A 24,868-nucleotide genomic window follows, 5' to 3' on the forward strand; every position below is an offset into this window, starting at 1 on the left:
GACCGGATTGTTGGATCTTGCCCGATTCGACCCTGGCGGCGACAGTGGGTCAGCCGGGCGGCTGACAGTGCAACACCTCACCGACGTACGCCCGGGCCGTGGTGTCGACGGTCTCGGCGGCCCGGATCGTGGTGGCGTCGCCGGTGGCCGCCACGGTCACGCTGCGCTGCCCGACCGCGCTGCCGTCGTACGCGCGGGCGCGCAGCGCGCAGGTGGCCGAACCGCCCGCGGGCACCCGCACGGTGAACTCGATCGTGATCCGCGTGTCGGTGACGTCGGTCCAACGGACGATCTGGGCGTCATAGTCCGGATCGCCGTACTGGTGGTAGAGGCGCACGGACAGCGCCACGGACGCCACGATGACCAGCGCCGCCACGACGATCGGCAGGACCCGGAGGCGTCGTCCGGCGCGCCGCCGCCCGTAGCGGCCCGGCGGGAAGACCGGGGTTGTGGCGTGCGTCTCGCTCACCGTGTTCCGTCTCCTGCAACAGTTGTCAGTGGTATCGGCCAGAATGGCAAAGTCAATCTTCGCAGCAGGTCCGGAGCCGAGCAGCTGCGGGCCGGAGTGCGGCGGCCCGGTCGAGGGAGAAGCAGTGGCTGAGCAGTTGCGCCTGATGGCGGTGCACGCGCACCCCGACGACGAGTCCAGCAAGGGCGCCGCCACCATGGCCCGCTATGTCGACGAGGGTGTCGAGGTCCTGGTCGCCACGTGCACCGGCGGTGAGCGGGGCAGCGTGCTCAACCCGAAGATGGACCGCCCCGAGGTGTGGGCCGACATCGCCGACATCCGCCGCAAGGAGATGGACCGGGCGCGCGAGATCCTCGGGGTGAGCCAGGCCTGGCTCGGCTTCGTCGACTCCGGCCTGCCCGAGGGCGACCCGCTGCCTCCGCTGCCGGAGGGCTGCTTCGGGCTGATGGACCCGGTGGTGGCCGCCGAGCCGCTGATCAAGCTGATGCGCGAGTTCCGCCCGCACGTCGTGACGACGTACGACGAGAACGGTGGGTACCCGCACCCCGACCACATCATGTGCCACAAGATCACGGTGGCGGCGTTCGACCGAGCCGGGGATCCGGATCTGTACCCCGAGCTGGGCGCGCCGTGGCAGCCGCTGAAGCTGTACTACAACTCCGGCTGGACCCGGGCCCGGATGCTGGCGCTGCACGAGGGGATGCTCGCCGCCGGGCTGGAGTCGCCGTACGGGGAGTGGCTGGAGAAGTGGCACGACCGGGAGGACCGCGGCGACAAGATCACCACCCGGGTCGAGTGCGGTGAGTTCTTCGGAATCCGCGACGACGCGCTGCGGGCCCACGAGACCCAGGTGGATCCGGACGGCTTCTGGTTCCACGTCCCGCTGGAGATGCAGCAGAAGGTGTGGCCGACCGAGGACTTCGAGCTGGTGCGCTCGCTGGTCGACAGCCCGATCCCCGAGTCCGACCTGTTCGCGGGCGTGCGGGAGACGGTCGAGACCCACTGAGCCGGTGGCGTACGGTTGAGCTTGTGAACATCGTGGTGGCGGTCAACAACTTCGGCGACACCCGCTCCGGCGGGCTGGCGGGGCCGATGGGCCTGTTCATCATCGTGCTGATGAGCGTCGCCACGGTCCTGCTCATCCGTAACATGAACAAGCGCATCCGCCACCTTCCGGATACCTTCGGTGACGCCGATGTGGCCCAGCGCGATGCCGAGATCGCGCGGCTCGACGCGGACCTGCGGTTGCCCGCCGCCGAGCCGCTCCACCCCGGCAAGGACGGCGGCGAGACGCCGGGGCGCGGTGCCGGTCAGCACCCGCCCACCCCCGACCCTTCCTGACCGGTGCGCCGCCTCCGCCGCCCCAGGGGCGGGTGTGTGTGGACTGTGTCAAGTGGACTCGATCGGCCGACCGGGTGGTCGCGCCCGGTCTGAACATCGACAGCCGCCCGACGTCAACCCCTGTTGCGTTCATCGGGATTGGCTTAGCCTTCCGCCGGGGGCTTTTGCGCCCCTCGACCCTGCGCGGAAGGGGGCTCCGCATGCCGACCACTTTCCGCCAGACCCCTCGTCCACAACGGATGCACGTGCATCCGCGTGTTCCGGCGGCCACCCGGAGAGCTGCATGATCGCCCCGTCGGCGCTGAAACAGGCCGCCCGGTCCCGGACGCCGGGCTCCGGCCCGCTGCGATCCGCCCGGCGCGGCGCCGTACGCGCCTGGACCGCGACCGTCGTCGGCAGCGCGCTGGTCGTCGCCGCCCTCGCCGCCCTGCTGCCCGCCCACCGCCCGGCGGGCGCCCCGTTCACGGCCGCCGCCGGGACGGTCCTCGCCGCGCTGGCCGTGGCCGCGGGCCAGATCGCCCGGCTGCGGTTCCGGCTGGGCGGCGCCATCGTCAGCCTGTCCTGGGGGGAGGCGGCCATGGTCATCGGCCTCGCCACCGCCCCGGCGGGCTGGCTCCCGGCGGCCGTGTTCGTCGGCGCGGCGGGCGCCTGGGCGCTCATGTCGTGGCTCGACGACCACCGCCGCCGCATCGAGATCCTGCACCTGGCCGGATCGCTCACGCTCGGCGCCGCCGCCGGTGCAGCGGTCACCGCCGTGGTCGCCGGATCCGCGGGCCTGCAGACCACGCGCGTCCAGGCGGCCCTGGTCGCGGGCGCGCTCACCTACCTCGCGGTCACGTTCGGACTGGCCGTGATCACCCTGGCGCTGCGCCGGGACGCGCCGGCCGGGCAGATCGTCGCGCGCGCCCTGCACGCCAAAGGCCCGATGCTTGTCGGCAACGTGGTGATCGGCCTCGCCGCGGTGTTCGTGCTGACCCGCGCGCCGCTGTGGCTGCTGTCCTTCGCGCCCGCCCTGTGGCTGCTGCAACGCACCTACCGGTACCACTTGCGGGCCGCGCAGGAGCGGCGCATCTGGGCCGCGTTCGCCCGGGCCACGGCAGCGCTGCCCGGGGCGTCGGAGGCCGAGGTGGCCCACGCCGGGGTGCGCGGCGCCCTCGACGTGTTCGAGGCCCGCCGCGTCGAGATCGAGGTGCACCTGCCCGAGGGCGGCCACCGCCGGTACACCGGCGAGGGGCCCGGCCCGGAGGTCGCCGCGGACGGGCTGCCCGGGCCGGTGATCACCCGATCGATGGCGGTCGCGGGCACGCCGGTCGGCGAGCTGACGGTGTGGCTGGCCGAGCCGACGCTTCCCGCGGGCCGCGACGAGCTGGCAGTCTCCGCGTACGGCGACGCGCTGGCCGGGGCGCTGCACGGCGCGGCCGGGCGGGAGCGGCTGACCGCGCTGGAGGCCAGGGTGGCGTACGACGCGGTCCGCGATCCGCTCACCGGGCTCACCAACCGGGCCGCATTGCTCGCCGAGACCAACGCCCTGCTGCGCGCGGTGGACCGCGACCGGCCCGTCGCCCTGCTGCTGCTCGACCTGAACGACTTCCGGGAGGTCAACGCCACCCTGGGTTACCGGGCGGGCGACGACGTGCTGCGGGTGGTCGCTCAGCGGCTGCTCGATCTGGCCCGCGAGGACGACGTCGTGGCCCGCCTCGGCGACGACGAGTTCGCGGTGCTGCTGCCGACCGTTGCCGCGGCGGCCGATGCACCGACCGCGCTGAGGGACGTGCCGACCCCGCTGTCTCAGGCGTTGCGCCGCGCCCGGGAGGTGGTCGAACGGCTCGCCGCCCCGATGGAGGTCGGCGGGGTACGGCTGGCGGTCGAGGGTGCCGTCGGAGTGGCCGTGGCCACGGCCGGTTCGGCGGATCTCGCCGAGCTGCTGCGCCGCGCCGCGGTCGCCCTGAAGCAGGCCAAGCAGTTGCGGGTCGGCGTCGCCACGTACGACAGCAGCCGGGACGCCAGCAGCACCGACCACCTCGCGCTGCTGGCCGAGCTGCGCGACGCGCTCACCGCCGAGGACCAGATCGTGCTCGCGCTGCAGCCGGCGGTCGACCTGGCCAGCGGGGCGCCGGTCGGGGTGGAGGCGCTGACCCGCTGGCGACATCCCCGCCGCGGGCCGCTGTCCCCGGCCGTGTTCATCGCTGCGGTCGAGCACAGCGAGCTGCTGGGCCCGTTCACCCGGTACGTCCTGGACCGGTCGCTGGCCGCCGCGGCCGGATGGATCGCCGCGGACATCGACGTGCCCGTCTCGGTCAACGTGTCGGCCCGCAGCCTGCTCGACCCGACCTTCCCCGGTCAGGTCGCGGACGCCCTGCTCCGGCACCGGGTGCCCGCCCGGCACCTGGTCCTGGAGATCACCGAGACCGTGGCGATCAGCGACCTGGAGATCGTCGACGAGGTGCTGGCCGCGCTCCGCGAGACCGGGGTGCAGCTGTCGGTCGACGACTTCGGTACGGGCTTCTCGTCGCTCGCGTTCGTCACCCGGGTGGTGGTCGACGAGCTCAAGGTCGACCGGTCCTTCGTGGACAACATGATCGACTCGCCGTCCGCCGAGGCGGTGGTCCGCGGCGCGGTCGAACTGGGCGGACGGTTGCACGCGCGGGTCGTCGCCGAGGGGGTGGAGACCGCCGAGCAGCGGGCGGCGCTGCTGGCCCTGGGCTGCGTGTCCGCGCAGGGCTACCACTTCTGCCAGCCGATGCCACCGGACAAGATCGTCGGGACGCTGCACCGGCTGGGCGAGGCCGCCACCCAGGCGAAGATCGTTCCGCTGCGCGCCGACGACGCGTCCTGACCCGTGTGAGAGGCTGCAGGCGTGAACCGGCTCGGGGATGCGACCTCGCCATACCTGCTGCAGCACGCCGCCAACCCGGTGGACTGGTGGCCCTGGTGCGATGACGCCTTCGCCGAGGCGAAGCGGCGCGACGTGCCGGTCCTGATCTCGGTGGGGTATGCGGCCTGCCACTGGTGCCACGTCATGGCGCACGAGTCGTTCGAGGACGACGAGGTCGCCGCGCTGGTCAACGACGGGTTCGTGGCGATCAAGGTGGACCGCGAGGAGCGGCCGGACGTCGACGCCGTCTACATGACCGCCACCCAGGCGATGACCGGGCAGGGCGGCTGGCCCATGACCGTCTTCGCCACGCCGGACGGCGAGCCGTTCTTCTGCGGCACGTACTTTCCGAAGCCGAACTTCCTGCGCCTGCTCGCCTCGGTCTGCACCGCGTGGGACGAGCAACGCGACGGCGTACTCCAGCAGGGCGCCGCGGTGGTTCAGGCGATCGGCCGCGCCCACCCGGCGGGTGGCACGGACGCGCCGATCTCGGCGGACCTGCTCGACACCGCGGCCAAACGGCTCACCACGGAGCACGACCGCCAGTACGGCGGATTCGGCGGCGCCCCGAAATTCCCGCCTCACCTGGCCCTGCTCTTCCTGCTGCGGCACCACCAGCGCACCGGCTCCGCCGAGGCGCTCGAAATCGTCCGGCACACCTGCGAGCAGATGGCCCGCGGCGGCATCTACGACCAGCTCGCCGGCGGTTTTGCGCGCTACGCCGTGGACCAGACCTGGACCGTTCCGCACTTCGAGAAGATGCTCTACGACAACGCGCTTCTGCTGCGCGTCTACACCCAGCTCTGGCGTCTCACCGGGGACGAGTTCGCGCGGCGCATCGCCGACGAGACCGCCGCGTTCCTGCTGCGTGACCTGGGCACCGAGTCCGGCGGGCTGGCGTCCGCACTGGACGCCGACACCGACGGCGTCGAGGGACTCACGTACGCGTGGACGCCCGCGCAGTTGACCGAGGTGCTGGGGGAGCGGGACGGCGCCTGGGCCGCCGACCTGTTCCGGGTCACCGGCACGGGCACTTTCGAGCACGGCACCAGCGTGCTGGTGCTCGGCCGCGACATCGACGCCGCCGACCCGGAGCTGGTCCGGCGCTGGCGTGACGTACGGGCCCGGCTGCTCACGGCCCGGGCCGCGCGCCCGCAACCCGCCCGCGACGACAAGGTGGTGGCCGCCTGGAACGGCCTCGCCGTCACCGCCCTCGCCGAACACGGCGCCGTCACCGGCGCCTCCTCGTCCCGCGAGGCCGCGGTCGCGCTGGCCGGAGTGCTCGCGGACCGCCACCTGGTGGACGGGCGGCTGCGCCGGGTCTCCCGCGACGGGGTGGCCGGCGCCCCGGCCGGGGTGCTGGACGACTACGGGTGCGTGGCGGAGGCGTTCTGCGCGGTGCACCAGATCACCGCCGACGGGCGGTGGCTGCAGCTCGCGGGACGCCTGCTCGACGTGGTGCTGGCCCGTTTCGGCGCACCCGGCGGCGGCTTCCACGACACCGCCGACGACGCGGAACAGCTGGTCACCCGGCCCGCGGACCCCACGGACAACGCCACACCGTCCGGGCTGGCCGCGGCGTGCGCCGCCCTGATCGCGTACGCGGCGCTCAGCGGGCAGACCCGGTACCGGGAGGCGGCCGACGCCGCCCTGGCCACCGTGGGGCGGGTCATCGGCGGGCATCCCCGGTTCGCCGGGTACTCCGCCGCCGCCGCCGAGGCCGCCCTCGCGGGGCCGTACGAGATCGCGATCGCCACCACCGCCCCGGCCACCGATCCGCTGGTCGCGGCCGCGCACCGGCACGCCCCGCCTGGCACGGTCGTGGTCGCGGGGGCACCGGACCGCCCGGGGGTGCCGCTGCTTGCGGGACGGCCGCTGATCGGCGGGGCCGGCACCGCGTACGTATGCCGGGGTTTCGTGTGTGACCTGCCCGTTACCTCCGAGGCTGAGCTGGTCGCCCGACTCGCCGGTTGAGCAGGGTGCTCGCTACGCTGGCGCCGACATGGATACCAGAACCGGTCTGCCCGTAGTCGGCATGGTGGGCGGCGGCCAGTTGGCCCGCATGACGCACCAGGCTGCCATCTCCCTCGGCCAGTCGCTGCGCGTGCTCGCCGAGTCACCCGACGACAGCGCGGCCCAGGTCATCGCGGACGTGCGGATCGGCTCCCACACCGACCTGGCCGCCCTGCGCGAGTTCGCGAAGGACTGCGACGCGGTCACCTTCGACCACGAACACGTGCCCACCGCGCACATCGAGGCGCTGGAGAGCGAGGGCGTCCGGATCTACCCGGGCTCGGTGGCCCTGGTGTTTGCGCAGGACAAGGGGCGGATGCGGCAGCGGCTGGCCGAGCTGGGTGCCCCGGTGCCGCGCTGGCGGCCGGTGACCGACACGGCGGACATCGCCGCGTTCGCCGCCGAGACCGGCTGGCCGGTGATCGCGAAGGCCACCCGCGGCGGGTACGACGGCAAGGGCGTGTGGGTGCTGTCCTCCCCGGACGAGGCGCAGCGGCTGGTCGCCACCGGCACCCCGCTGATCGTCGAGGAGAAGGTGGCGCTGCGTCGCGAGCTCGCCGCGCTCGTCGCGCGTTCGCCGTTCGGGCAGGTCGCGGCGTACCCGGTGGTGGAGACCGTGCAACGCGACGGCATCTGCGTGGAGGTGCTGGCTCCCGCGCCGGACCTCAGCGACGAGCGTGCCGTGGCCGCCCAGCAGCTCGCCATCGACCTGGCACACGCGCTCGGGGTGGTCGGGCTGCTCGCGGTCGAGCTGTTCGAGACGGACGCTGGCATCGTGGTCAACGAGCTGGCCATGCGCCCGCACAACTCCGGGCACTGGAGTATCGAGGGTGCCCGTACCTCGCAGTTCGAGCAGCATCTGCGGGCCGTGCTGGACTACCCGATGGGTTCGACCGCGCTGACCGCGCCCGCCGTGGTGATGGCGAACGTGCTCGGCGGCGCGCCCGGCGGCATGTCCATCGACGAACGGCTGCATCACCTGTTCGCGGCCGACCCCGGCGCGCGGGTGCACTTCTACGGCAAGCAGGTCCGCCCCGGCCGCAAGATCGGCCACGTGACCGTGCTCGGCGACGACATGACCGAGGTGCGCGCCCGGGCCGCGCGCGCCGCCCGATGGCTGCAGGAAGGCGAGTAGATGGCACCCCGCGTCGGCATCATCATGGGCAGCGACTCCGACTGGCCCACGATGGAGGCGGCCGCGGTCGCGCTCGCAGAGTTCGACGTCCCGTTCGAGGTGGGGGTCGTCTCCGCGCACCGCACGGTTCGCAAGATGGTGACGTACGCGGAAACCGCCGCCGACCGCGGCCTGCAGGTGATCATCACGGGTGCGGGTGGCGCCGCCCACCTGCCGGGCATGGTGGCGGCACTCACGCCGCTGCCGGTCATCGGTGTGCCGGTGCCACTCAAGCACCTCGACGGCATGGATTCGCTGCTGTCCATCGTGCAGATGCCCGCCGGGGTGCCCGTGGCGACCGTGTCGATCGGCGGCGCCCGCAACGCCGGCCTGCTGGCCGTCCGGATGCTGGGGGCCTCGGACGAGGCGCTGCGCAAGCGGATGGCGGAGTTCCAGGCGGGCCTGGAACAGCTCGTGGCCGAGAAGGACGCCTCGCTGCGCCAGCGCCTGATGGGCTGAGGCTGACGGCCCGGGGGTGCTGAGGCCGACGGCCTGGGGCCTCAGCGCAGGCGGACCAGGGCGCCGCGGAGGCGTTCCTGGGTGCGGCGGCGGTTCTCGTTCGTCGCGCCGAGGAAGAGCAGCCCCACGCCGAGCGGCACCAGCACCAGCCACGGCCCGACCAGCGTCACCGCGAAGTGGAGCGCCGCGATCGCCGTGACGACCGCGCCGACCACCACGGGGGCCTGCTGGCGCATCCGCGAGCCGATGATCAGCGTCACGACCCCGCCGAGCAGCAGCACCAGCTCGCGCAGGTCGCCCGCGTCCGTGGCCAGCACGATGCCCGTGGTCGGCACGAACGCGGCCAGCAGCGACGGCCCGTACGCCGCCCAGCTGCTCAGCTCCGGGCGCATCCGCACCTCAAGCACGCCCACCAGCAGCGCGAGCGCCGCGAACGGCAGCGTGTACGCCTCCGGCAGCGCCACATCCGCCAGCGTCATGAACAGCCACCAGCCGACGATCTCGAAGCCGACCGCGAGCCAGAACAGCGTCCGCCGGTTGCCCGGGGTGCGCCCGGGGCGGGACGCGGCCAGGCCGAGCACCGCGCCCCACGCCGCGAGCAGAGCGGCCAGATGCCGGGGCGAGTTCAACGCCAGGGCCCCGGCGAGCAGCGCCGACGCGTAGCCGCTCCACTCGACCGTGGCGGCCTCGCGTGCCGACTCGGGGCGGCCGAGCCGCGGCAGCGTGGCCTCCAGGATCAGCAGCACCGCGCCGACCGCCAGCACGCCGAACGCCGCCCAGGCCGGGGTGAGCCCCGCGACCAGCGCCACCGTGAGCACGAAGAACTGCGCCATCACGGCGGCGAACAGCCAGCCCAGGATGCGGGCGTGGGCGGTACGCCCGACGATGGCGCCGACCAGCCCGACACCCACGGCGCTGCCGAGCGTGAACAGCGTGAGTTGCTGGGTGGCAAGGCTGCCGGCCAGGCCGGCCCCGCCGGCGAGCAGGCCGATGACGAACACGATCGTGCGGGTGTGGCGCAGCATGCTCGCCTGCGTCGGCGCGGGCGGCGGGGTCAGCGCGAGCCCCAGCATCGAGATCGTGAAGACCGCCAGGGCGGCCGTGGTGGACGCCGGCCAGGCCGCGTCGAGCCCGATCGGCGCGATGAGCAACGTGATCGCCAGCCCGGGCAGGACGACCGGGACGGACTCGGCGGGACGGCCGCCGAACCCGGTCGCGGCGAGCGCGGCCGCGACCGTCAGCAGGACCGCGGCGAGGACCCCGGTCGCGTCCACGTTGCCCTGCGTCGGGTTCGTCAGGGCCGCGACCGGTCCCTGCCAGATCGCGTTGAGCTGCTTCATCGGGTCGAACAGCGCGCCGACCAGGGCGGGGGCCAGCGAGATCAGCGCCAGCAGCGTGGGGACCAGCGCGACCGCCACGGCACCGGTGGCCGGGTCTACGAGCCAGCGCCCGCGCAGCCCGCTGGGGCGGACCGAAGTCCAGCGTGGGCGGCGGTGGCCGTGCTCGTACCAGAAGTTCGTGGGGGCGACCGTGATGCCGGGTGCCGGGGTGGCCCCGCGTAGCAGCTCCGCCAGCACGCCGAGCAGGGCGGCGGTGGCGGCGTACAGCGCGGTCGGGTAGCCGGTCGGGAACGACACGAGAGCGGTGATCGTGGCGCCGCCGACCAGGCCGATCGTGGCCCACGGCAGGTACTGCGGAATCCACGGCGCGACCAGGGCGAGCACCGCCAGGCCGAGGCAGGACGCGGCCAGCGCGGCGGTCAGGACGACCGGCGCGGAGTGGGACTGCTCGGCGGTGAGCGCGGCCAGCATGCCCGGCGCGGCCAGCAGCACCGCGGCGGTGGACGCGCCGCCGATCTGAGCCCGGTGCCGAGGCATCCCGGTGTCGTCGCGGGCGAGGGCGAACTCGTCGGCCACCCCGGCCACCGGCCAGTCGGCGACGTCGGTCGGCCCCGGATCCGCAATGGGCGCCGTGGAGCCGGTGGACTCGGCGGGCGGCATACGGGAGTGGTCGGCGGGGAACGCGAGCGTCGTGGCCGTGAGGGCCGTGTCCGTGCGGCACAGCGTGGCGACCACCAGCCCGATCAGCGCGACGAACGCGAGCGCGATCGCGGTGGACCACGGCCGGACCAGCCCCACGGCGACGAAATGCAGCGCGACCACGGCGGCCACGACGGCGCGGGCGAGCGCCGCACGGGGATCGGTGGCGGCGACCGCGGCGATCCCGTACGCGAGCGCCACCGCGCCGCCGACCAGCAGCGGCGCCCACCACGGCAGGCCGAAACACGCCGGGGCGCCGATCGTCGCGAGCGCCGCGCACCCGGCCGCGACGTCGTACGACAGCGGGTGAGGCAGTGCCGCCGCGGCCGCGATCCCGACCAGTACCAGGGCGATCGGCGCCTGCCACGCCCCGGCGGGCGGGACGGCCGCGTGGTGACTCAGGTCGGACGCCCACAGGGGACCGGGCGCGGCGATGACCCGTACTCCGGCGCTGAGCGCCTGCCATCCGGCGATCGCGCCGACCACCGCGCCGGCGAGACCCAGCCCGCGGACCGGGCCCCGGCGCCAGTCCTCCGGCAGCGCCCGCACTCCGAGCGCCACGAGCAGGACGACCAGGGCCGCGACGACCAGCGGGGCGTTCGGGAACGCCAGGGCGGTCACCCGCGCCAGCGCGCCGCAGATGGCCACCGTGGCGGCGGCCGCCGCGATGTCCGGGCCGTCGAGCATCCGGTCGGAGCGCCGCCCGGAGTCGATGGACTTGGCGAAGAACAACAGGCCCGCGGCGGTGAGCAGGAGCGCGCCCACCCACACGTCGGGCGGCGTGGCACCCGGCGCCAGGATCGCGGCCAGGGCGAGCGCGACCGCGCCCAGCCCGGTGCCGACGGTCAGCGGCAGGCTGATCTCCCGCCGGGCCACCTGGAACACCGCCGCGTACGTGAGTGTCCCGGCGACCGCGAGGAACCCGACCGCCAGCGCCGGGACGGTGACGGCCTCGGTCGCGGGCGGGCCGCCGCCGTGGTCGTGCATGGCCAGCACGGCGGTCACCACCGCACCGGGCAGCGCCAGGGCCGCCGCTGCGGAGGCCCAGTCGCCGACCAGCCACGCGAACCGGTCCACCGGGACCTGGCGGGCGCCGATGGCGATCATCATCCCGGCACCGGCCAGCGCGGTCAGCACCGCGGCGGTCAGCCACGACGCGCTCAGGGCGGCAGCCGCGCCGAACAGCCCCACGACCCCGGCCCCGGCGACGTGCGCGATCGCGATCCGCCGGGTACGGGCGGAGAGGCCCGCCGCGCCGAGCCCGATCGCGGCCAGGATCAGCGGCCACGGTGCCTCCGCCCACGGCAGCCCCAACGACGCCGGTACGGCCAGCGCCGTCACCGCGATGCCCGCAACCGCGCCCTCGTGGCGGACGTCCGCGGGCAGCGCCACGGCAGCGGCGACCGTGACCAGCAGTGCGCTGAGCGCCAGCAGCCACCCGGCCGGCGCGGCGCGGGCGATGGCTTCCGCGTACCCGGCCGTGTCCGCGTTCCACACGGGGCGGGCGGCCTGCACCGGGGCGAGTGCCGCGCGCAGCGCGTCCACGGCCACGAACAGCCCGATGAGCGTCAGCGCGCCCGCCGAGGCCAACTGCGGTCCGCGCCGCACCTCCTCGGGCATGAGCCGGACCGTCGCGCCGGTGATCGCCACCGCGGCGGCGGCCACGGCCAGCATCCACGGGGGTGCCGCGACATCGGCGATGCGGGCGCACGCTGCGATGATCGCGAGGGTCTGCACGCCGCCCGCGATGTTGCGGGCGGTGACGTTGTCGAGCAGCCGGGCGGCGGCGGCCGCCACGGTGGCGGCCAGCACCAGGACGACCCCGGAGCGGACCGCGTCGGCCACGGCGTTCGCGCTGATCAGGGCTGCGCCGGCGTACGCCAGGGCGCCGGCGACCGCCGCCCACAGCAGCGCGTACGTCAGCTCGCGCAGCCACCCGACCGACGGCGAGGGGCCGGTGGACTCCAGCGGGCGCGGGCCGCCCGCCGTGGCTGCCGGCGGGGGTGCGGGGAACAGCCGGGTGGGCGCCCATCGGGGACGGCGTGGCCCGGCGAGCGCCCCGATGATCAGATCCGGTTCCTCCGGCTGGGACTCCGGCCGTGGCGGCGCGTCCTCGCCGAACTCACCGGACTCCGGTGCGCCCGTCTCGGAGGCGTCGGAGTCCGGCTCGGCCGACCCGGGCGGCGCCGCCGCGCGGTCGGCGAAGTCACCGGCCCCGGCAGCCCTGGCGTCGGCCGCCGCCTGCTCGCCGGCCGGCCCGAGGCGGACCAGCGGCCAGTGGGGCAGCAGCGGCCCCGTCCGGATGACCGTGGTGAGAAGCAGCAGGTCGATGCCGGCGACCGCGGTCAGCGCCACGCCCCAGCCGGCCGGGCTCTGGATCGCCGGGTACGCCAGCAGCGGCGCGACCGGTTGCAGGGCGACGACCGTGCCGTACCGGGGAGCGCTGAGCCGGGTGGTGCCCGCGTACAGGAACGCGGCCACGGCGGTGATGGCGAACGTGACGCCGAGATACAAGGTCACCGGGATGGCGCCGCTGCCGACCAGCACGCTGTCGTGCAGCGCATACACCGACATCGGGAGCAGGACCAGGCCGACCGCGGAGACCGTCTCGCCGGTCGAGGTCAGGCCGCTCTTCGCGATGCGCGGGGCGACGAGCAGCGCGGCGGCGGTGGCGAGCCCGAGCACGAGCGCGCGGGCGATCGGGTTGCTGACCGCGACGCCCGCGAACACGACCGCGGCCACACCCAGCAGCAGTGCGCCGAGGCCGAGCAGGATGTTCTGTACCGACTGGGTGGAGGTTTCCGGCGGGTGCTCGTGCGGGTGCTCCGCATGCGGCGCGGGCTCCCGGCGCTCCGCGGGCGGAGGACTGTCGAGTAGCGCGGTACGCCCGTCGCCCGCCGCGCGGGCCCCCCGGGCGGTCCCCGGGTGTGGCCGCCCGGACCCCGCCCGGACCCCTGGGCCCGGGCCGGTGGCGCCTCGACCTCGTCCTTGCCGGCCCTCCGGGCCGTGCGCCGGTGGGCGGCCCACCGGTCCCTGGCCCGGTGGGCGGCTCTCCGGGCCTTGCGCCGGTGGGCGAGGCCCGGAGCCGGGAGGCCCCGCGGCGGGCGGACCGGAGCCGGGCTGACCGGGGGCGGCAGCGGACGGCTCAGCCGTGGTGGCTCCCGCGCGAGGCGCCCCGGGGGCGCCCGGAGCCGGGGGACCGGTGACCGGGGTGGCGGGACCGGCATCGGCCGGCGGCCGGCGCCGCAGCCGCTGCTTGCGGGCGGCCTTCTTCGCCTTCTGCGCGTCGGCGTGCGCCAGGATGTCCCGCTGGAACTGGGCCGCCTGCAGCTTCGCGGCGATCTGGGTGCGTTCCTTCGCCGCCGCCATGTCGCGGACCTTCAGCTCCGCGATGGAGGCGTCGATGCGGGCCAGCTCCTCGTCGTAGCTGTCCGGCTGCTGCCCCTGCGCCACGGCACCTCCTCGACCGACCGGCGACGGGTACTCGGGATCAGCGCGCGTGCCCCGCCGGTCGCACGTCCTTACTAGAGCATGCCGGTACGACACCTCATTAGAACAGGCTCAACCGGGTCGAGATCCGTGGAAACGACGGCGAACCCGACAGCGCGGCGGGCTACACCTGTGGGTGGGGGCGCCCCATCCCGCGGTACTGCCAGCCCGCGCGGGCCCACAACGCCGAGTCCAGGCAGTTCCGGCCGTCGATGACGAGGCGTTGCGCGACGAGCTCGCCGAGCGCCTGCGGGTCGGCGTTGCGGAATTCCGCCCATTCGGTGAGTACGCACACCAGCTCGGCGTCCGTGACGGCCTCGGCCATCGTGCCGGCATAGGTCAGCGTGGGCTGGGCGGTACGGGCGTTCTCGATGCCCTGTGGGTCGTAGATCCGGACGTCGGCGCCGGCCTTGGTGAGGGTGGCGGCGATGGCGAGCGACGGCGAGTCGCGTACGTCGTCGGAGTTGGGTTTGAACGCGGCGCCGAGCACCGCGATGCGGGTGCCGGACAGGTCCGGCCCGGCCGGACCGGCCCGGCGGCCCAGGAGTTCGGCGGCGAGTTGCAGGACGCGGCCGCGGCGCCGCAGGTTGACCAGGTCGACCTCGTGCAGGAAACGCAGTGCCTCGCCCGCGCCGAGCTCCTGGGCGCGCGCCTGGAACGCGCGGATGTCCTTGGGCAGGCAGCCGCCACCGAAGCCCACCCCGGCCTGCAGGAAGCGGTTGCCGATGCGCGGGTCGTACCCGATCGCGCGGGCGAGCTGGGTGACGTCACCGCCCGCCACCTCGCACACCTCGGCCATCGCGTTGATGAAGCTGATCTTGGTGGCGAGGAATGCGTTCGCGGCGACCTTGACCAGTTCGGCCGTCGCGAAGTCCGTGACCACCAGCGGCACTTCCCGGTCCTCGGTCGCGGCCAGGTCGAACACACCCTTGTGCGCGGCGTACAGCAGGCCGTTGGCCCAGTCCGTCTTCGCCCCGACGACGATGCGGTTGGGACGCAACACGTCCTCCACCGCGAAGCCCTCCTGGAGGAACTCGGGCGACCAGGCCACCTCCACCCGCAGCGCGGGGTCGGTGTGCTTGGCGACGAGCTGCTCGACCCAGTCCGCGGTCCCCACCGGCACGGTCGATTTGCCCACGATCAGGGCACGGCGGGTGAGATGCCGGGCCAGCCTGGTGACGGATGTCTCCACGTACGCCAGGTCGGCGCCCATGCCGTCCGCGCGCTGCGGGGTCCCCACGCAGATGAAGTGCACGTCCGCGAAGTCCGCCACCTCGGCGTACGACGTGGTGAACCGCAACCGCCCCCCGGCCAGGTTGCGGCGCAGCAGCTCGTCGAGGCCGGGCTCGTGGAACGGCACCTGCCCGCCCGCCAGCTTGGCTATCTTTGCCTCGTCGACGTCGAATCCGAGGACCTCGTAGCCCAGCTCCGCGAAGCAGATCGCGTACGTGGCGCCCAGGTAGCCCGTCCCGAGGAAGGACAGCCGCGGCCGCGGGGCGCCGGATGGCGGCTCCACCTCGGTGAACGCCGTTGCTGTCTGCTTGGTCGGGTAGGGGATGGTCACGCGTGTCTCCGCTCACATGCTGGGGGGCATTCACTGTCTCACGGCGGGTCTGAGCTGTCGCCCATCGTGAGCCGCCCGGCGCTTTGGGGGAAGCGCCGGCCGAGCTGGCAGCGGAGAGGATAGCGGTCGTACCCTACGCACCAGTAACATTTGCCCAGTCGCTGAAGAGAGGGCCCAGTACATGAGCGCGTTCGACGTCTACCAACTGCCGGAGGACCACGAGACCATCCGCGCGGCGGTACGCGAGATCTGTGACGCCCGGGTGGCGCCGAATGCGGCCGAGGCGGACGAGAGCGGCGAGTTCCCGAAGGCGTCGTACGAGGCCCTGCGCTCGTCGGACTTCCACGCCCCGCACATCCCGGCCGAGTACGGCGGCGCCGGGGCGGACGCCCTGGCCACCGCGATCGTCATCGAGGAGGTTGCCCGGGCGTGCGCCTCGTCCTCGCTGATCCCCGCGGTGAACAAGCTCGGCACGATGCCGCTGCTGCTGTCCGCGTCCGAGGAGCTGAAGCAGAAGTACCTGACGCCGGTCGCCGCGGGCGAGGCGATGTTCTCGTACTGTCTGTCCGAGCCTGAGGCGGGCAGCGACGCCGCGGCCATGACCACCCGGGCGGTCCGCGACGGCGACTACTGGGTGCTCAACGGCGTCAAGCGGTGGATCACCAACGCCGGGGTCAGCGAGTACTACACGGTCTTCGCGACCACGGACCCGTCCTCGCGCTCGCGCGGCATCTCCGCGTTCGTGGTGGAGAAGGCGGACGAGGGGGTCAGCTTCGGCGCCCCGGAGAAGAAGCTCGGCATCAAGGGTTCGCCGACCCGCGAGGTGTATTTCGACAACGTGCGCATCCCGTTGGACCGCATGATCGGCGCCGAGGGCACCGGTTTCGCGACCGCGATGAAGACCCTGGACCACACCCGGGTGACGATCGCCGCGCAGGCCATCGGCATCGCGCAGGGCGCGCTGGACTTCGCCAAGGGGTACGTGAAGGAGAGGCGCCAGTTCGGCAAGCCGGTGGCCGACTTCCAGGGCGTGCAGTTCATGCTCGCCGACATGGGCATGAAGCTGGAGGCCGCGCGCCAGCTCACGTACGTGGCGGCGGGCAAGAGTGAGCGCGGCGACGCGGACCTGACCTACTTCGGAGCGGCCGCGAAGTGCTTCGCCTCCGACGCCGCCATGGAGATCACCACGGATGCGGTGCAGCTCCTCGGCGGGTACGGCTACACCCGCGACTACCCGGTCGAGCGCATGATGCGCGACGCCAAGATCACCCAGATCTACGAGGGCACCAACCAGGTCCAGCGCATCGTGATGGCCCGGCAGCTGCTCAAGGACTGATCAGAGCCGCTGCGCTCCCAACGCGCCCGTCCCGCCGCCCCGGGACGGGCGCGTTGCTTTGTGCCCGCCCGGCCCGGTGCGGCCTCAGCCGGTCCGGAGGTGGTCGGGATCGGCCGGCGCGGCGACGGTGCTGGGGGCGTCCTCGGTGGTCAGTGGTAGGAGGATGCGGAAGGTGGTGCCGACGCCGGGTTGGGTGGTGAGCGTGATGGTGCCCTGGGCTTCGGTGATGATCCCGTAGACGGTGGCGAGGCCGAGGCCGGTGCCGTGGTGTTTGGTTTTGGTGGTGAAGAAGGGTTCGAAGACGTGGGTGGCGATGTCTTCGGGCATGCCGGTGCCGGTGTCGGTGATGTTGAGGTGGGCGTAGTGGCCGGAGGGTAGGGGTGGTGGGGGGTTGGTGTCGGGGGTGAAGGTGGTGGGTCCGTCTTCGATGATGATCATGCCGCCGTCGGGCATGGCGTCGCGGGCGTTGATGACGAGGTTGAGCAGTACTTGTTCGATGCGGCTGCGGTCGGCGCGGATGGGGAGGGGGTGGGGGTGGAGGTGGGTGATGAGTTCGATGTGGGTGCCGATGGTGCGGTCGAGCAGGGTGCGGGTGTCGGTGATGATGGTGTTGAGGTCGATGGTTTGGGCGGTGGTGGGTTGTTTGCGGGCGAAGACGAGGAGTTGGCGGGTGAGGTCGCGGGCGCGTTCGGCGCTGGCTTTGGCGCGGGTGAGGTCGTTGTGGGTGTCGGGGTCGGTGGTTTGTTCGAGGGCGAATTCGAGGTAGTTGAGGTTGATGGCGAGCAGGTTGTTGAAGTCGTGGGCGATGCCGCCGGCGAGTTGGCCGAGGCTTTCGAGGCGTTCGGCGCTGGCGGAGCGGTCGAGGATCCGCGCCCGTTCGTCCTCCGCCCGCTTGACGGCGCTCATGTCCCGGGTGATCGAACCCAGGCCGATCACGCTGCCGTGCCCGTCGTAGATCGGTGAGATGCTGGTCGACACATCGACCAGATGGCCGTCCTTGTGCTGCCGCTGTGTGCGGAAATGCGAGACCCTCCAGCCCTGCCGGATGCGATCCATGGACCTGGACATGTTGGTGCGCTCCGCCTGCGGTATCACCTTCATGATGTTCTCGCCGGCCATCTCCTCGGCGGTCCAGCCATACATCCGCTCGGCGCTGGGGTTCCACGACACAACGTTGCCGTGCAGGTCGGTGGCGATGATCGTGTCCTCGCACGACTCGACGATCGCGGCGAGCTTCGACTCGTCCTCGGCTGAGCGGTTGGCGCGGCGTTCCAGCGCGTACTGGCTGTAGGCGACTCCGGCGCTGAGCGCGGTCATCCCGCCGATCACCCACAGGCGCACCTCCTGGTACGCGGTGCCGCCCAGCCCCTGCCAAGTCGAGGTGGCCCACGCCATGGCCATGCCGAACGCCCCGACCGCGAGGACCGCCCACGGCCGGGCCGCGGCCGCCGCCAGCACCGGCCCGACCACGATGACCAGCCCGAACGCGGTCAGCTCCCGCGGCGTCGCCAGGTCCACCACGCTGGTCAAAATGATGATCAGTACGGACAGCGACACGACCCACGCCCGCCACCAGCCATGGGTGAGCGAGCCGTGCTCCTGCCGCCAAGCCTCGTACCGCATGCAGCCCCCTGGAACGGGCGAGCGATCGCGCCTCACTCATCAGCTTCACCCACCCCGCCGATCTACGTGACATTCCGGACTTTTGCTGAAGTCTGTCCTGTGGTGCGATGACCGTCCCGCCGATACCCCGCATTGCGCTGACCGCCGTCGCCCGGCTTCCGGGTTGGTGCACTCTGGCCGAATTTCTCCCGAACGACCGTTGATCGACGTTGGTCGGAATTACCCTCAAGCCAGCGGAGGGGCTCCGGCGCAGGGCCGTACGTGAGAGCGGAGACGCGATGAGCGCGATGGGTGCGGCCGCGGCCGGTCAACCGGCGAGGCGGGCGAAGGCGCAGGCCAGGTCGAAGGCGGCCGCAGTGCCCACCACGGCGTACATCTCGTGGGTGGCGCTGGCGCTGATGACCACCAGCTCGGTCGCCAGCCTGCGACCCGCACCGACCATGGCGGTGTACGGGCTCGCCGCGATCTTCCTGTACCTGGTGCCGGCCGTCGTCTTCCTGCTGCCCACCGCGCTGGTCTCGGCCGAGCTCGCCTCGGGCTGGAGCGGCGGCGTCTACAACTGGGTGGCCGAGGGGATCTCCAAGCCGATGGGCTTCCTCGCGGTCTGGTGCCAGTTCGCCATGACGATCTTCTACTACCCGAGCCTGCTCGCGTACGTCGCCAGCACGCTCGCGTACGTGTTCAACCCGGCCCTGGCCTCCAGCGGCACCTGGACCGCGCTGGTCATCATGGTCTGCTACTGGACCGGCGTCTGGGTCTCCTCGCAGGGCACCAAATCGGTGGCCGGGCTCTCCAGCGCCGGGCTCATCATCGGCACGCTCATCCCGGGCGCGCTGCTCGTCACGCTCGGCGCGGTGTTCCTCGGCCAGGGCAACCCGTCCGCCGCGCCGATGACCGCGAGCAACCTGCTGCCCGCCTGGGCGGGGATCTCCAGCCTGGTGCTGATCGTGAACAACTTCCTGTCCTACTCGGGCATGGAGATGAACGCGGTGCACGTCGGCTCGCTGAAGAACCCGAGCCGTGAGTTCCCGCGGGCGATGTTCCTGGCCATGGGGCTCGTGCTGGCCATCTTCATCCTGCCGGCGCTGGCGATCTCGTGGTTCATCCCGTCGCAGGAACTGTCGCTGACGGCCGGGGTGATGCAGGCGTTCGACACCGTCTTCGCCCAGTTCAGCATGCAATGGGCGACCCCGGTCATCGGCATCATGCTGGTCGCCGCGTCACTCGGCGGCATGCTCACCTGGCTGGCCGGGCCGTCCAAGGGGCTGCTGCTCATCTCCCGGCAGGAGGGCTACCTGCCGCCGTTCCTGCAGCGCCTCAACAAGCACGGCGTGCAGCAGAACATCCTGGTCACCCAGGGCATCGTCACGTCGGTCATCGCGCTGGCGTACGCGTTCATCCCGGACGTCTCCAGCGCGTACTGGATCTTCTCGGTGATCACCACACAGGTGTATCTGATCGCGTACCTGCTGGTGTTCGTGGCCGCGATGCGGTTGCGGCGCAACCAGCCCGACCACCCGCGCGGCTACAAGGCGCCACTGCTCGGCACGCTGTGCGTGGTCGGCTTCGCCGCCTCGTCCGCCGCGCTGATCATCGGGTTCGTCCCGTCGTCGCAGTTCGGCGGCGGCAGCACCGCGCTCTACATCTCGATCATCGCGGTCGGCGCGCTCGGGCTCGGGCTGCTCGTTCCGTACCTGTTCTACCGGTCGCGCAAACCGAGCTGGCGCCTGGCCGAGGCCGAGCAGGGGAGCCCGTCGTGACCACCGAAGACGCGTCCGCATCGCGGGCCACCCGCATCGGCACGTACCTGATCCTCGGGTTCGCGTTCATTGCCCTGCTGGGCATCGGGCTGGCCACATTCCGTACGGGAAAGACCAACCAGCAGGCCAACGCGCAGGCCGACCAGCTTGTCGCGGCGCTGGGCCTGCCCGCATCGGCGGAGGACCGCGTCGCCAAGGTCCTCGGCGACGACGGCGGCATGGTCTGCGCCGCGCCCAACGACCCGCTCGCCCGATCCGAACTGCTCGCCTCGCTGTCCAACGGCGCGGGCGGTCCGGGCACCCGCCCGGTGGTCGCGGACGAACAGGCGGTCAACGGGATGCAGCAGATCATCAACATCTACTGCCCCGACCAGGCGGCCGAGTTTGAGAAGTTCGTCGCGGACCTGAAGGTCGCGAACACCGCGAAGTGAGCCCGGAGGCGGCCATGGGTGTCGACGGCCTGCGCGACAAGATCTCCGCACTGATGCCGAGAGTCCGCACCGACCTCGCCGAACTGGTCGCGTACCGGTCCGTGGCCGACCCCCGGCAGTTCCCGCCGGAGGAATGCGACAGCGCCGCCAACTGGGTCAAGGACCACTTCGCCGAGGTCGGGTTCGGCAAACTGGAGCTGGTCACGACTGCGGACGGCAGCAAAGCAGTGTACGGCGAGCGCCCCGCCGCGCCCGGCCACGACGGCGCCCGCACCGTGCTGCTGTACGCCCACTACGACGTGCAGCCCCCACTGGACGCCTCCGCCTGGCGCACGCCCCCGTTCGAGCTGACCGAACAGGACGGCCGCTGGTACGGCCGGGGCGCCGCCGACTGCAAGGGCAACATCCTCATGCACCTGACCGCGCTGCGGGCGCTCGGCGACGACGTACCGGTCAACCTCAAACTCATCGTCGAAGGCTCCGAGGAGCAGGGCACCGGCGGACTCGAAGCGTACGTGCCCGAGCGCGCCGGCCTGCTCGCCGCGGACGCCATCCTGGTCTGCGACACCGGCAATGCCGCCGCGGGCGTACCGACCGTCACCACCACGCTGCGCGGCCTCGCGAACGTCGTGGTCACCGTGTCCGCGCTGCGCTCCGAGATGCACTCCGGGATGTTCGGCGGCGCCGCCCCCGACGCGCTGGCCGCCCTCGTCCACATGCTCGCCTCGCTGCGCGACGCACACGGCAACACCACCATCACCGGGCTGAGCGCCGACCAGGGCTGGCAGGGCACCGACTACCCGGCGGACCAGTTCCGCACCGACGCCAACGTCCTCGACGGGGTGCAACTTCTCGGCGACGGAACGGTCGCGGAAATGGTCTGGGCCCGCCCGGCCGTCACCATCCTCGGCATCGACTGCCCGCCGGTCGTCGGCTCCGCCGCCGCCATCCAGCCCACCGCCCGGGCCCGGCTCAACCTGCGCGTCCCGCCCGGCATGGACGCCACCCGGGCCCAGGACGCGCTCGTGGCGCACCTGCAGGCCGTCGCACCCTGGGGCGTGCACGTCGACATCGAACGGGAATCGCACGGCGAGCCGTTCCGGGCCTCCACCGGCGGGCCCGCGTACCAGGCGCTCGGTGACGCGATGCGCGAGGCGTACGGGCGGGACATGACCACCGCGGGCCAGGGCGGGTCGATCCCGCTGTGCAACGTCTTCCACGACACGTTCCCGGACGCCGAGATCATCCTGATGGGGGTCGAGGAACCCCGCACGCTCATGCACGCCCCGAACGAGAGCGTCGACCCCGCCGAGATCGCACACATGGCCCTCGCGGAAGCGCTGTTCCTGCAGCGGTACGCCGCGACGTGACCGTACGTGGGGCAGCCGCCCTCTCCGCGGACCATCACCTCTGACCCGCCACGGTTCAGGGCTGGGGCGCCGCGTCCGTCGGCGGCTCCACCTTGTCCGCTGCTGCACTGTCCCCGGCACCCGGATCAGGGGTGTCGCTTGTGGTCTCACGTGCCGGATTCGACTTCACGGGCTTGTCCGCGGCCTTGCCGTCGGACTTTGCGACGGGCGCCTTCGTCGGTTGCGGATCAGGGGCCTTCGCGTCGGGCTCGGGCCCCTTCCCCGGGGCGCCGACCGGAATCGACTGCGTGTTCTCACCCACGAGTGGATAGACGTGACCCGAGCGCGCCTTGATCACCTGGGTCTTCTCGCCGGGATCCCGCGCGATGACCTGGGTTTTCTCACCCACGTCGAGGCGACGCAGCGCCTCGGCGTACGCGGTCAGGTCGTCGGTGAGTTCCTCGGTGAGTTCCTCGCGGACTGAGTCACCGGGCAGCTGAAGGAGGTGCGTCTTCTCCTCGCCGTCCGGAGCGGTGGCCTCCGCGGTGGCCGGGGCATCGCTCGGCCGGCCTTCCGCGGACGTGTCGTCCTGTCCGGCGGCGATGACCGTGGTGGTGGGTTCGTCGGTGTCGGTCGCCTTGCCCGCCGGGGCCGGGATGACGGTCGTCGTCGGCTCCTCCGTGGGGTCGGCGCCGGCCTGCCCGGTTTCGGGGGCCGCCGTGGACGGTGCGGCGGCGGCCGCCACGGTCGGCTCCTCGGACGAGTCAGCCTCGACCAGGGGGCCGCCCGGCATCGGGGCGGTCGGCTCGTCGGTCGCGACCGTCACCTCGGCCTCGTCCGGGACTGTCTTGGCGGCGGGCTTCCCGGAGGCCGCCTCGGCGACTCGCTGGTCAATGGCCGCTGCGCTGGTCGGCTGGTCCTGAGCCGCGTCTTTTGCTGGCTGGTCCTGAGCCGCGTCTTTCGCTGGCTTGTCCTGAGCCTCGTCGTTTGCTGGCTGGGCCGAAGCCGCGTCTTTTGCTGGCTGGGCCTGAGCCATGTCGGTGGCGGGTTGGTCCCGGGCAGTCTCCGTGGCCGGCTCGTCCTGGGTAGTCTCCGTGTTCGGCTGGTCCTGGGCCGCCTGGGCGGCTGGCTGGTCCTGGGCCGTCTCAGTGATCGGCTGTTCCTGGGCTGTTTCAGCGGCCGGTTGGTCCGAGGAGATCTCGGCGGTGGGTTCGTCCGACGGCGGCGCAGCGGCCGGCCCCGCCGAGGTCGCAGCTACCGCGGGTTCGTCGATCCGGAAGGCCGTCGTGGGCTCGTCGCCGGAATCGGCGTCCGCCGGTCGTGGCGAGGTCTGTGCCTTGCCGGGCCCGGTGCTCACCGCTGTCGCCGGCGCCGGCTGACCCGCGGCCCGGTCGATCGGGGGCGTCGCCGCCGGTGTGCCGGTCGGCAACACCGTGGTGGTGTCCGAGTCCGTGCCGGTCGGCAGGACCGTGGTGGTGTCCGTGGCCGCGCCGAGGGGCAGGGCCATGGTCGCATCCGCAGGCTGGCCGGTCTGCAGGAACGTCGTGGTGTCGGCAGGCTGGCCGGTCGGCAGGAACGTCGTGGTGTCGGCGGACTGGCCGGTCGGCAGGAACGTCGTGGTGTCGGCGGACTGGCCGGTCGGCAGGAACGTGGTGGTCGTGTCGGCCGGATGGCCGGTCGGCAGGACCGTGGTCGTGTCCTCGGGCCGGCCGGTCGGCAGCACCGTGGTGGTGCCGGTCGGCCCGCCCAGCCGCATCACGGTCGTCGTGTCCGCGGACTGTGCGCCCGCCATCGGGGGCAGGACCGTGGTGCGCACGGCGGCCAGCGGCGTCCCCACGGCCGGCGCGGCCCCGCGGGCCCGGCCCAGCGTCCCGATGATCGGCAACTGGGGTGGCTCGTACCGGGCCCACCGGCGCGCGCTCAGGGCGGTGCACACCAGCGGCACGCCGAGCAACGCCGCCAGACCGTAGCCGGGCAGGCTCAGGTCGAAGCCCTTGCGGGCCACCTCCGCGGGCCATACATCGGCGTACGACGTGGGCGAGGTCAGCGCCCAGGTGTTGACCGCGAGGAAGACCAGGCCCGCCGCGGAGGGTCCGGCCGGGGAGATCGGGGCGAACAGCAGGATTCCGTACGCCGTACCGGCCAGCAGCAGCACGACCAGTCCTGTGATGGACTCCACACTGCCGCCGCCACCGTCGCGCGCCCGGCTGGTGAGTGCGCCGGTGAATCCGACGCCGCACAGCGTCCACAGCGCGGGAGCCAGCACCAGGGCGTACAGAATCGACCTGAGATGTCGCAAAATTTCCCTCTCCCGCTGTCTTCGCTGCCCGGCACGCTACCCGGGTCCCGCCAGCGCAGGGGAGGCGTCGCCGTACGGTGAGGTTCATGACCGACAAGCTGGACGGACGCCCCACGGCGCACTCGCGCGTCACCCTCAGCCGGATCATGACCGCGATCGACGTCAACCTGTACGGCACGGTGCACGGCGGGGTGCTGGTGAAGTTCATCGACGACGTGGCGGGCGCGGCGTCGGCCCGGCACAGCGGCGGCACCGCGGTCACCGCCTCGATCGACGAGATCATCTTCCTGGAGCCGGTGAAGGTGGGCGACCTGGTGCACGCCTCCGCTCAGGTGAACTGGACCGGCACCACGTCCATGGAGGTGGGCGTGCGGGTGACCGCGGAGCGCTGGGACGCCGTGGGCGGCGAGCCGCTGACCGTGGCGACGGCGTATCTGGTGTTCGTGGCGGTGGACGTGGCTGGGCACCCGCGGCCGGTCCCGCCGGTGGAGCCGGACGGCCCCGAGAACGAGCGGCGGTTCCGCGAGGCGCTGATCCGGCGCGAGCACCGGCTGGCCCGCCGTGCCGCCATCCAACGAGCAAGGGCCGATCATGGGTGATTTCCACAGGGGTTCCGGCGCCGACCTGAATCATGATTAAGTCGGAGG

The 24,868-nt window shown here is 72.8% G+C and carries 16 protein-coding genes; 11 read left to right on the forward strand and 5 right to left on the reverse strand.

The genetic code is table 11. The features are described 5' to 3' along the window. Positions 1–49: 49 nt before the first annotated feature. Positions 50–469 carry a DUF4307 domain-containing protein gene (locus ACMCNK_RS27720; protein WP_412739278.1) on the reverse strand — a complete coding sequence of 140 codons (420 nt, stop codon included), beginning with the start codon at positions 467–469 and terminating at the stop codon, positions 50–52. Between the two features lie 124 nt (positions 470–593). On the opposite strand from ACMCNK_RS27720, the gene mca reads away from it, so the two are divergent. The 6 genes from mca (at position 594) to purE (ending at position 8,331) form a co-directional block, all read left to right on the forward strand. Then, complete coding sequence (mca, locus tag ACMCNK_RS27725) at positions 594–1,475, forward strand: mycothiol conjugate amidase Mca (RefSeq protein ID WP_412739279.1); 882 nt, start codon at positions 594–596, stop codon at positions 1,473–1,475. An 86-nt stretch (positions 1,476–1,561) separates the two neighbouring features. Beyond that, positions 1,562–1,810, forward strand: a complete 249-nt coding sequence (locus tag ACMCNK_RS27730) for a hypothetical protein (RefSeq protein WP_412741017.1) — start codon at positions 1,562–1,564, stop codon at positions 1,808–1,810. 283 nt (positions 1,811–2,093) lie between these two features. Beyond that, positions 2,094–4,646, forward strand: a complete 2,553-nt coding sequence (locus tag ACMCNK_RS27735) for a putative bifunctional diguanylate cyclase/phosphodiesterase (RefSeq protein WP_412739280.1) — start codon at positions 2,094–2,096, stop codon at positions 4,644–4,646. Between the two features lie 21 nt (positions 4,647–4,667). Further along, positions 4,668–6,659 (forward strand): thioredoxin domain-containing protein, encoded by a 1,992-nt coding sequence (locus ACMCNK_RS27740; RefSeq protein ID WP_412739281.1) that lies wholly within the window; start codon positions 4,668–4,670, stop codon positions 6,657–6,659. Positions 6,660–6,687: 28 nt separating this feature from the next. Further along, positions 6,688–7,833: a 5-(carboxyamino)imidazole ribonucleotide synthase gene (locus ACMCNK_RS27745; protein WP_412739282.1), complete on the forward strand. Its 1,146-nt coding sequence runs from the start codon at positions 6,688–6,690 to the stop codon at positions 7,831–7,833. Beyond that, positions 7,834–8,331, forward strand: a complete 498-nt coding sequence (purE, locus tag ACMCNK_RS27750) for a 5-(carboxyamino)imidazole ribonucleotide mutase (protein WP_412739283.1) — start codon at positions 7,834–7,836, stop codon at positions 8,329–8,331. Positions 8,332–8,372: 41 nt separating this feature from the next. Here the strand turns inward: purE and ACMCNK_RS27755 are convergent, their stop codons facing one another. Beyond that, positions 8,373–13,823 (reverse strand): SCO7613 C-terminal domain-containing membrane protein, encoded by a 5,451-nt coding sequence (locus ACMCNK_RS27755; RefSeq protein ID WP_412739284.1) that lies wholly within the window; start codon positions 13,821–13,823, stop codon positions 8,373–8,375. A gap of 160 nt (positions 13,824–13,983) precedes the next feature. Then, a complete protein-coding gene (locus tag ACMCNK_RS27760; RefSeq protein WP_412739285.1) occupies positions 13,984–15,423 on the reverse strand; it encodes a UDP-glucose dehydrogenase family protein in 1,440 nt (479 codons plus the stop codon). Positions 15,424–15,604: 181 nt separating this feature from the next. On the opposite strand from ACMCNK_RS27760, the gene ACMCNK_RS27765 reads away from it, so the two are divergent. Continuing rightward, positions 15,605–16,759, forward strand: a complete 1,155-nt coding sequence (locus tag ACMCNK_RS27765; RefSeq protein WP_412739286.1) for an acyl-CoA dehydrogenase family protein — start codon at positions 15,605–15,607, stop codon at positions 16,757–16,759. Between the two features lie 84 nt (positions 16,760–16,843). On the opposite strand, the gene ACMCNK_RS27770 is transcribed toward ACMCNK_RS27765, so the two are convergent. Then, complete coding sequence (locus ACMCNK_RS27770) at positions 16,844–18,382, reverse strand: two-component system sensor histidine kinase NtrB (protein WP_412739287.1); 1,539 nt, start codon at positions 18,380–18,382, stop codon at positions 16,844–16,846. A gap of 278 nt (positions 18,383–18,660) precedes the next feature. Between ACMCNK_RS27770 and ACMCNK_RS27775 the strand changes: the two genes are divergently transcribed. Genes ACMCNK_RS27775 through ACMCNK_RS27785 form a run of 3 tightly spaced genes read left to right on the forward strand, consistent with a single transcriptional unit; the run spans position 18,661 to position 21,943 of the window. After that, the gene (locus ACMCNK_RS27775) at positions 18,661–20,142 is read left to right on the forward strand and encodes an APC family permease (RefSeq protein WP_412739288.1); all 1,482 of its coding nucleotides are present in this window, start codon (positions 18,661–18,663) and stop codon (positions 20,140–20,142) included. Then, positions 20,139–20,573: a hypothetical protein gene (locus tag ACMCNK_RS27780; RefSeq protein WP_412739289.1), complete on the forward strand. Its 435-nt coding sequence runs from the start codon at positions 20,139–20,141 to the stop codon at positions 20,571–20,573. The genes ACMCNK_RS27775 and ACMCNK_RS27780 overlap by 4 nt, the downstream gene beginning before the upstream one ends. Positions 20,574–20,587: 14 nt before the next feature. Beyond that, positions 20,588–21,943 (forward strand): dipeptidase, encoded by a 1,356-nt coding sequence (locus tag ACMCNK_RS27785; RefSeq protein ID WP_412739290.1) that lies wholly within the window; start codon positions 20,588–20,590, stop codon positions 21,941–21,943. Between the two features lie 55 nt (positions 21,944–21,998). Here the strand turns inward: ACMCNK_RS27785 and ACMCNK_RS27790 are convergent, their stop codons facing one another. Beyond that, positions 21,999–24,221: a hypothetical protein gene (locus ACMCNK_RS27790; RefSeq protein WP_412739291.1), complete on the reverse strand. Its 2,223-nt coding sequence runs from the start codon at positions 24,219–24,221 to the stop codon at positions 21,999–22,001. 86 nt (positions 24,222–24,307) lie between these two features. On the opposite strand from ACMCNK_RS27790, the gene ACMCNK_RS27795 reads away from it, so the two are divergent. Further along, on the forward strand, positions 24,308–24,820 hold the full coding sequence (locus tag ACMCNK_RS27795) for an acyl-CoA thioesterase (RefSeq protein ID WP_412739292.1): 513 nt from the start codon (positions 24,308–24,310) through the stop codon (positions 24,818–24,820). Positions 24,821–24,868: the final 48 nt, after the last annotated feature.

The organism is Krasilnikovia sp. MM14-A1259 (assembly GCF_047159535.1).
Lineage (GTDB): Bacteria > Actinomycetota > Actinomycetes > Mycobacteriales > Micromonosporaceae > Actinoplanes.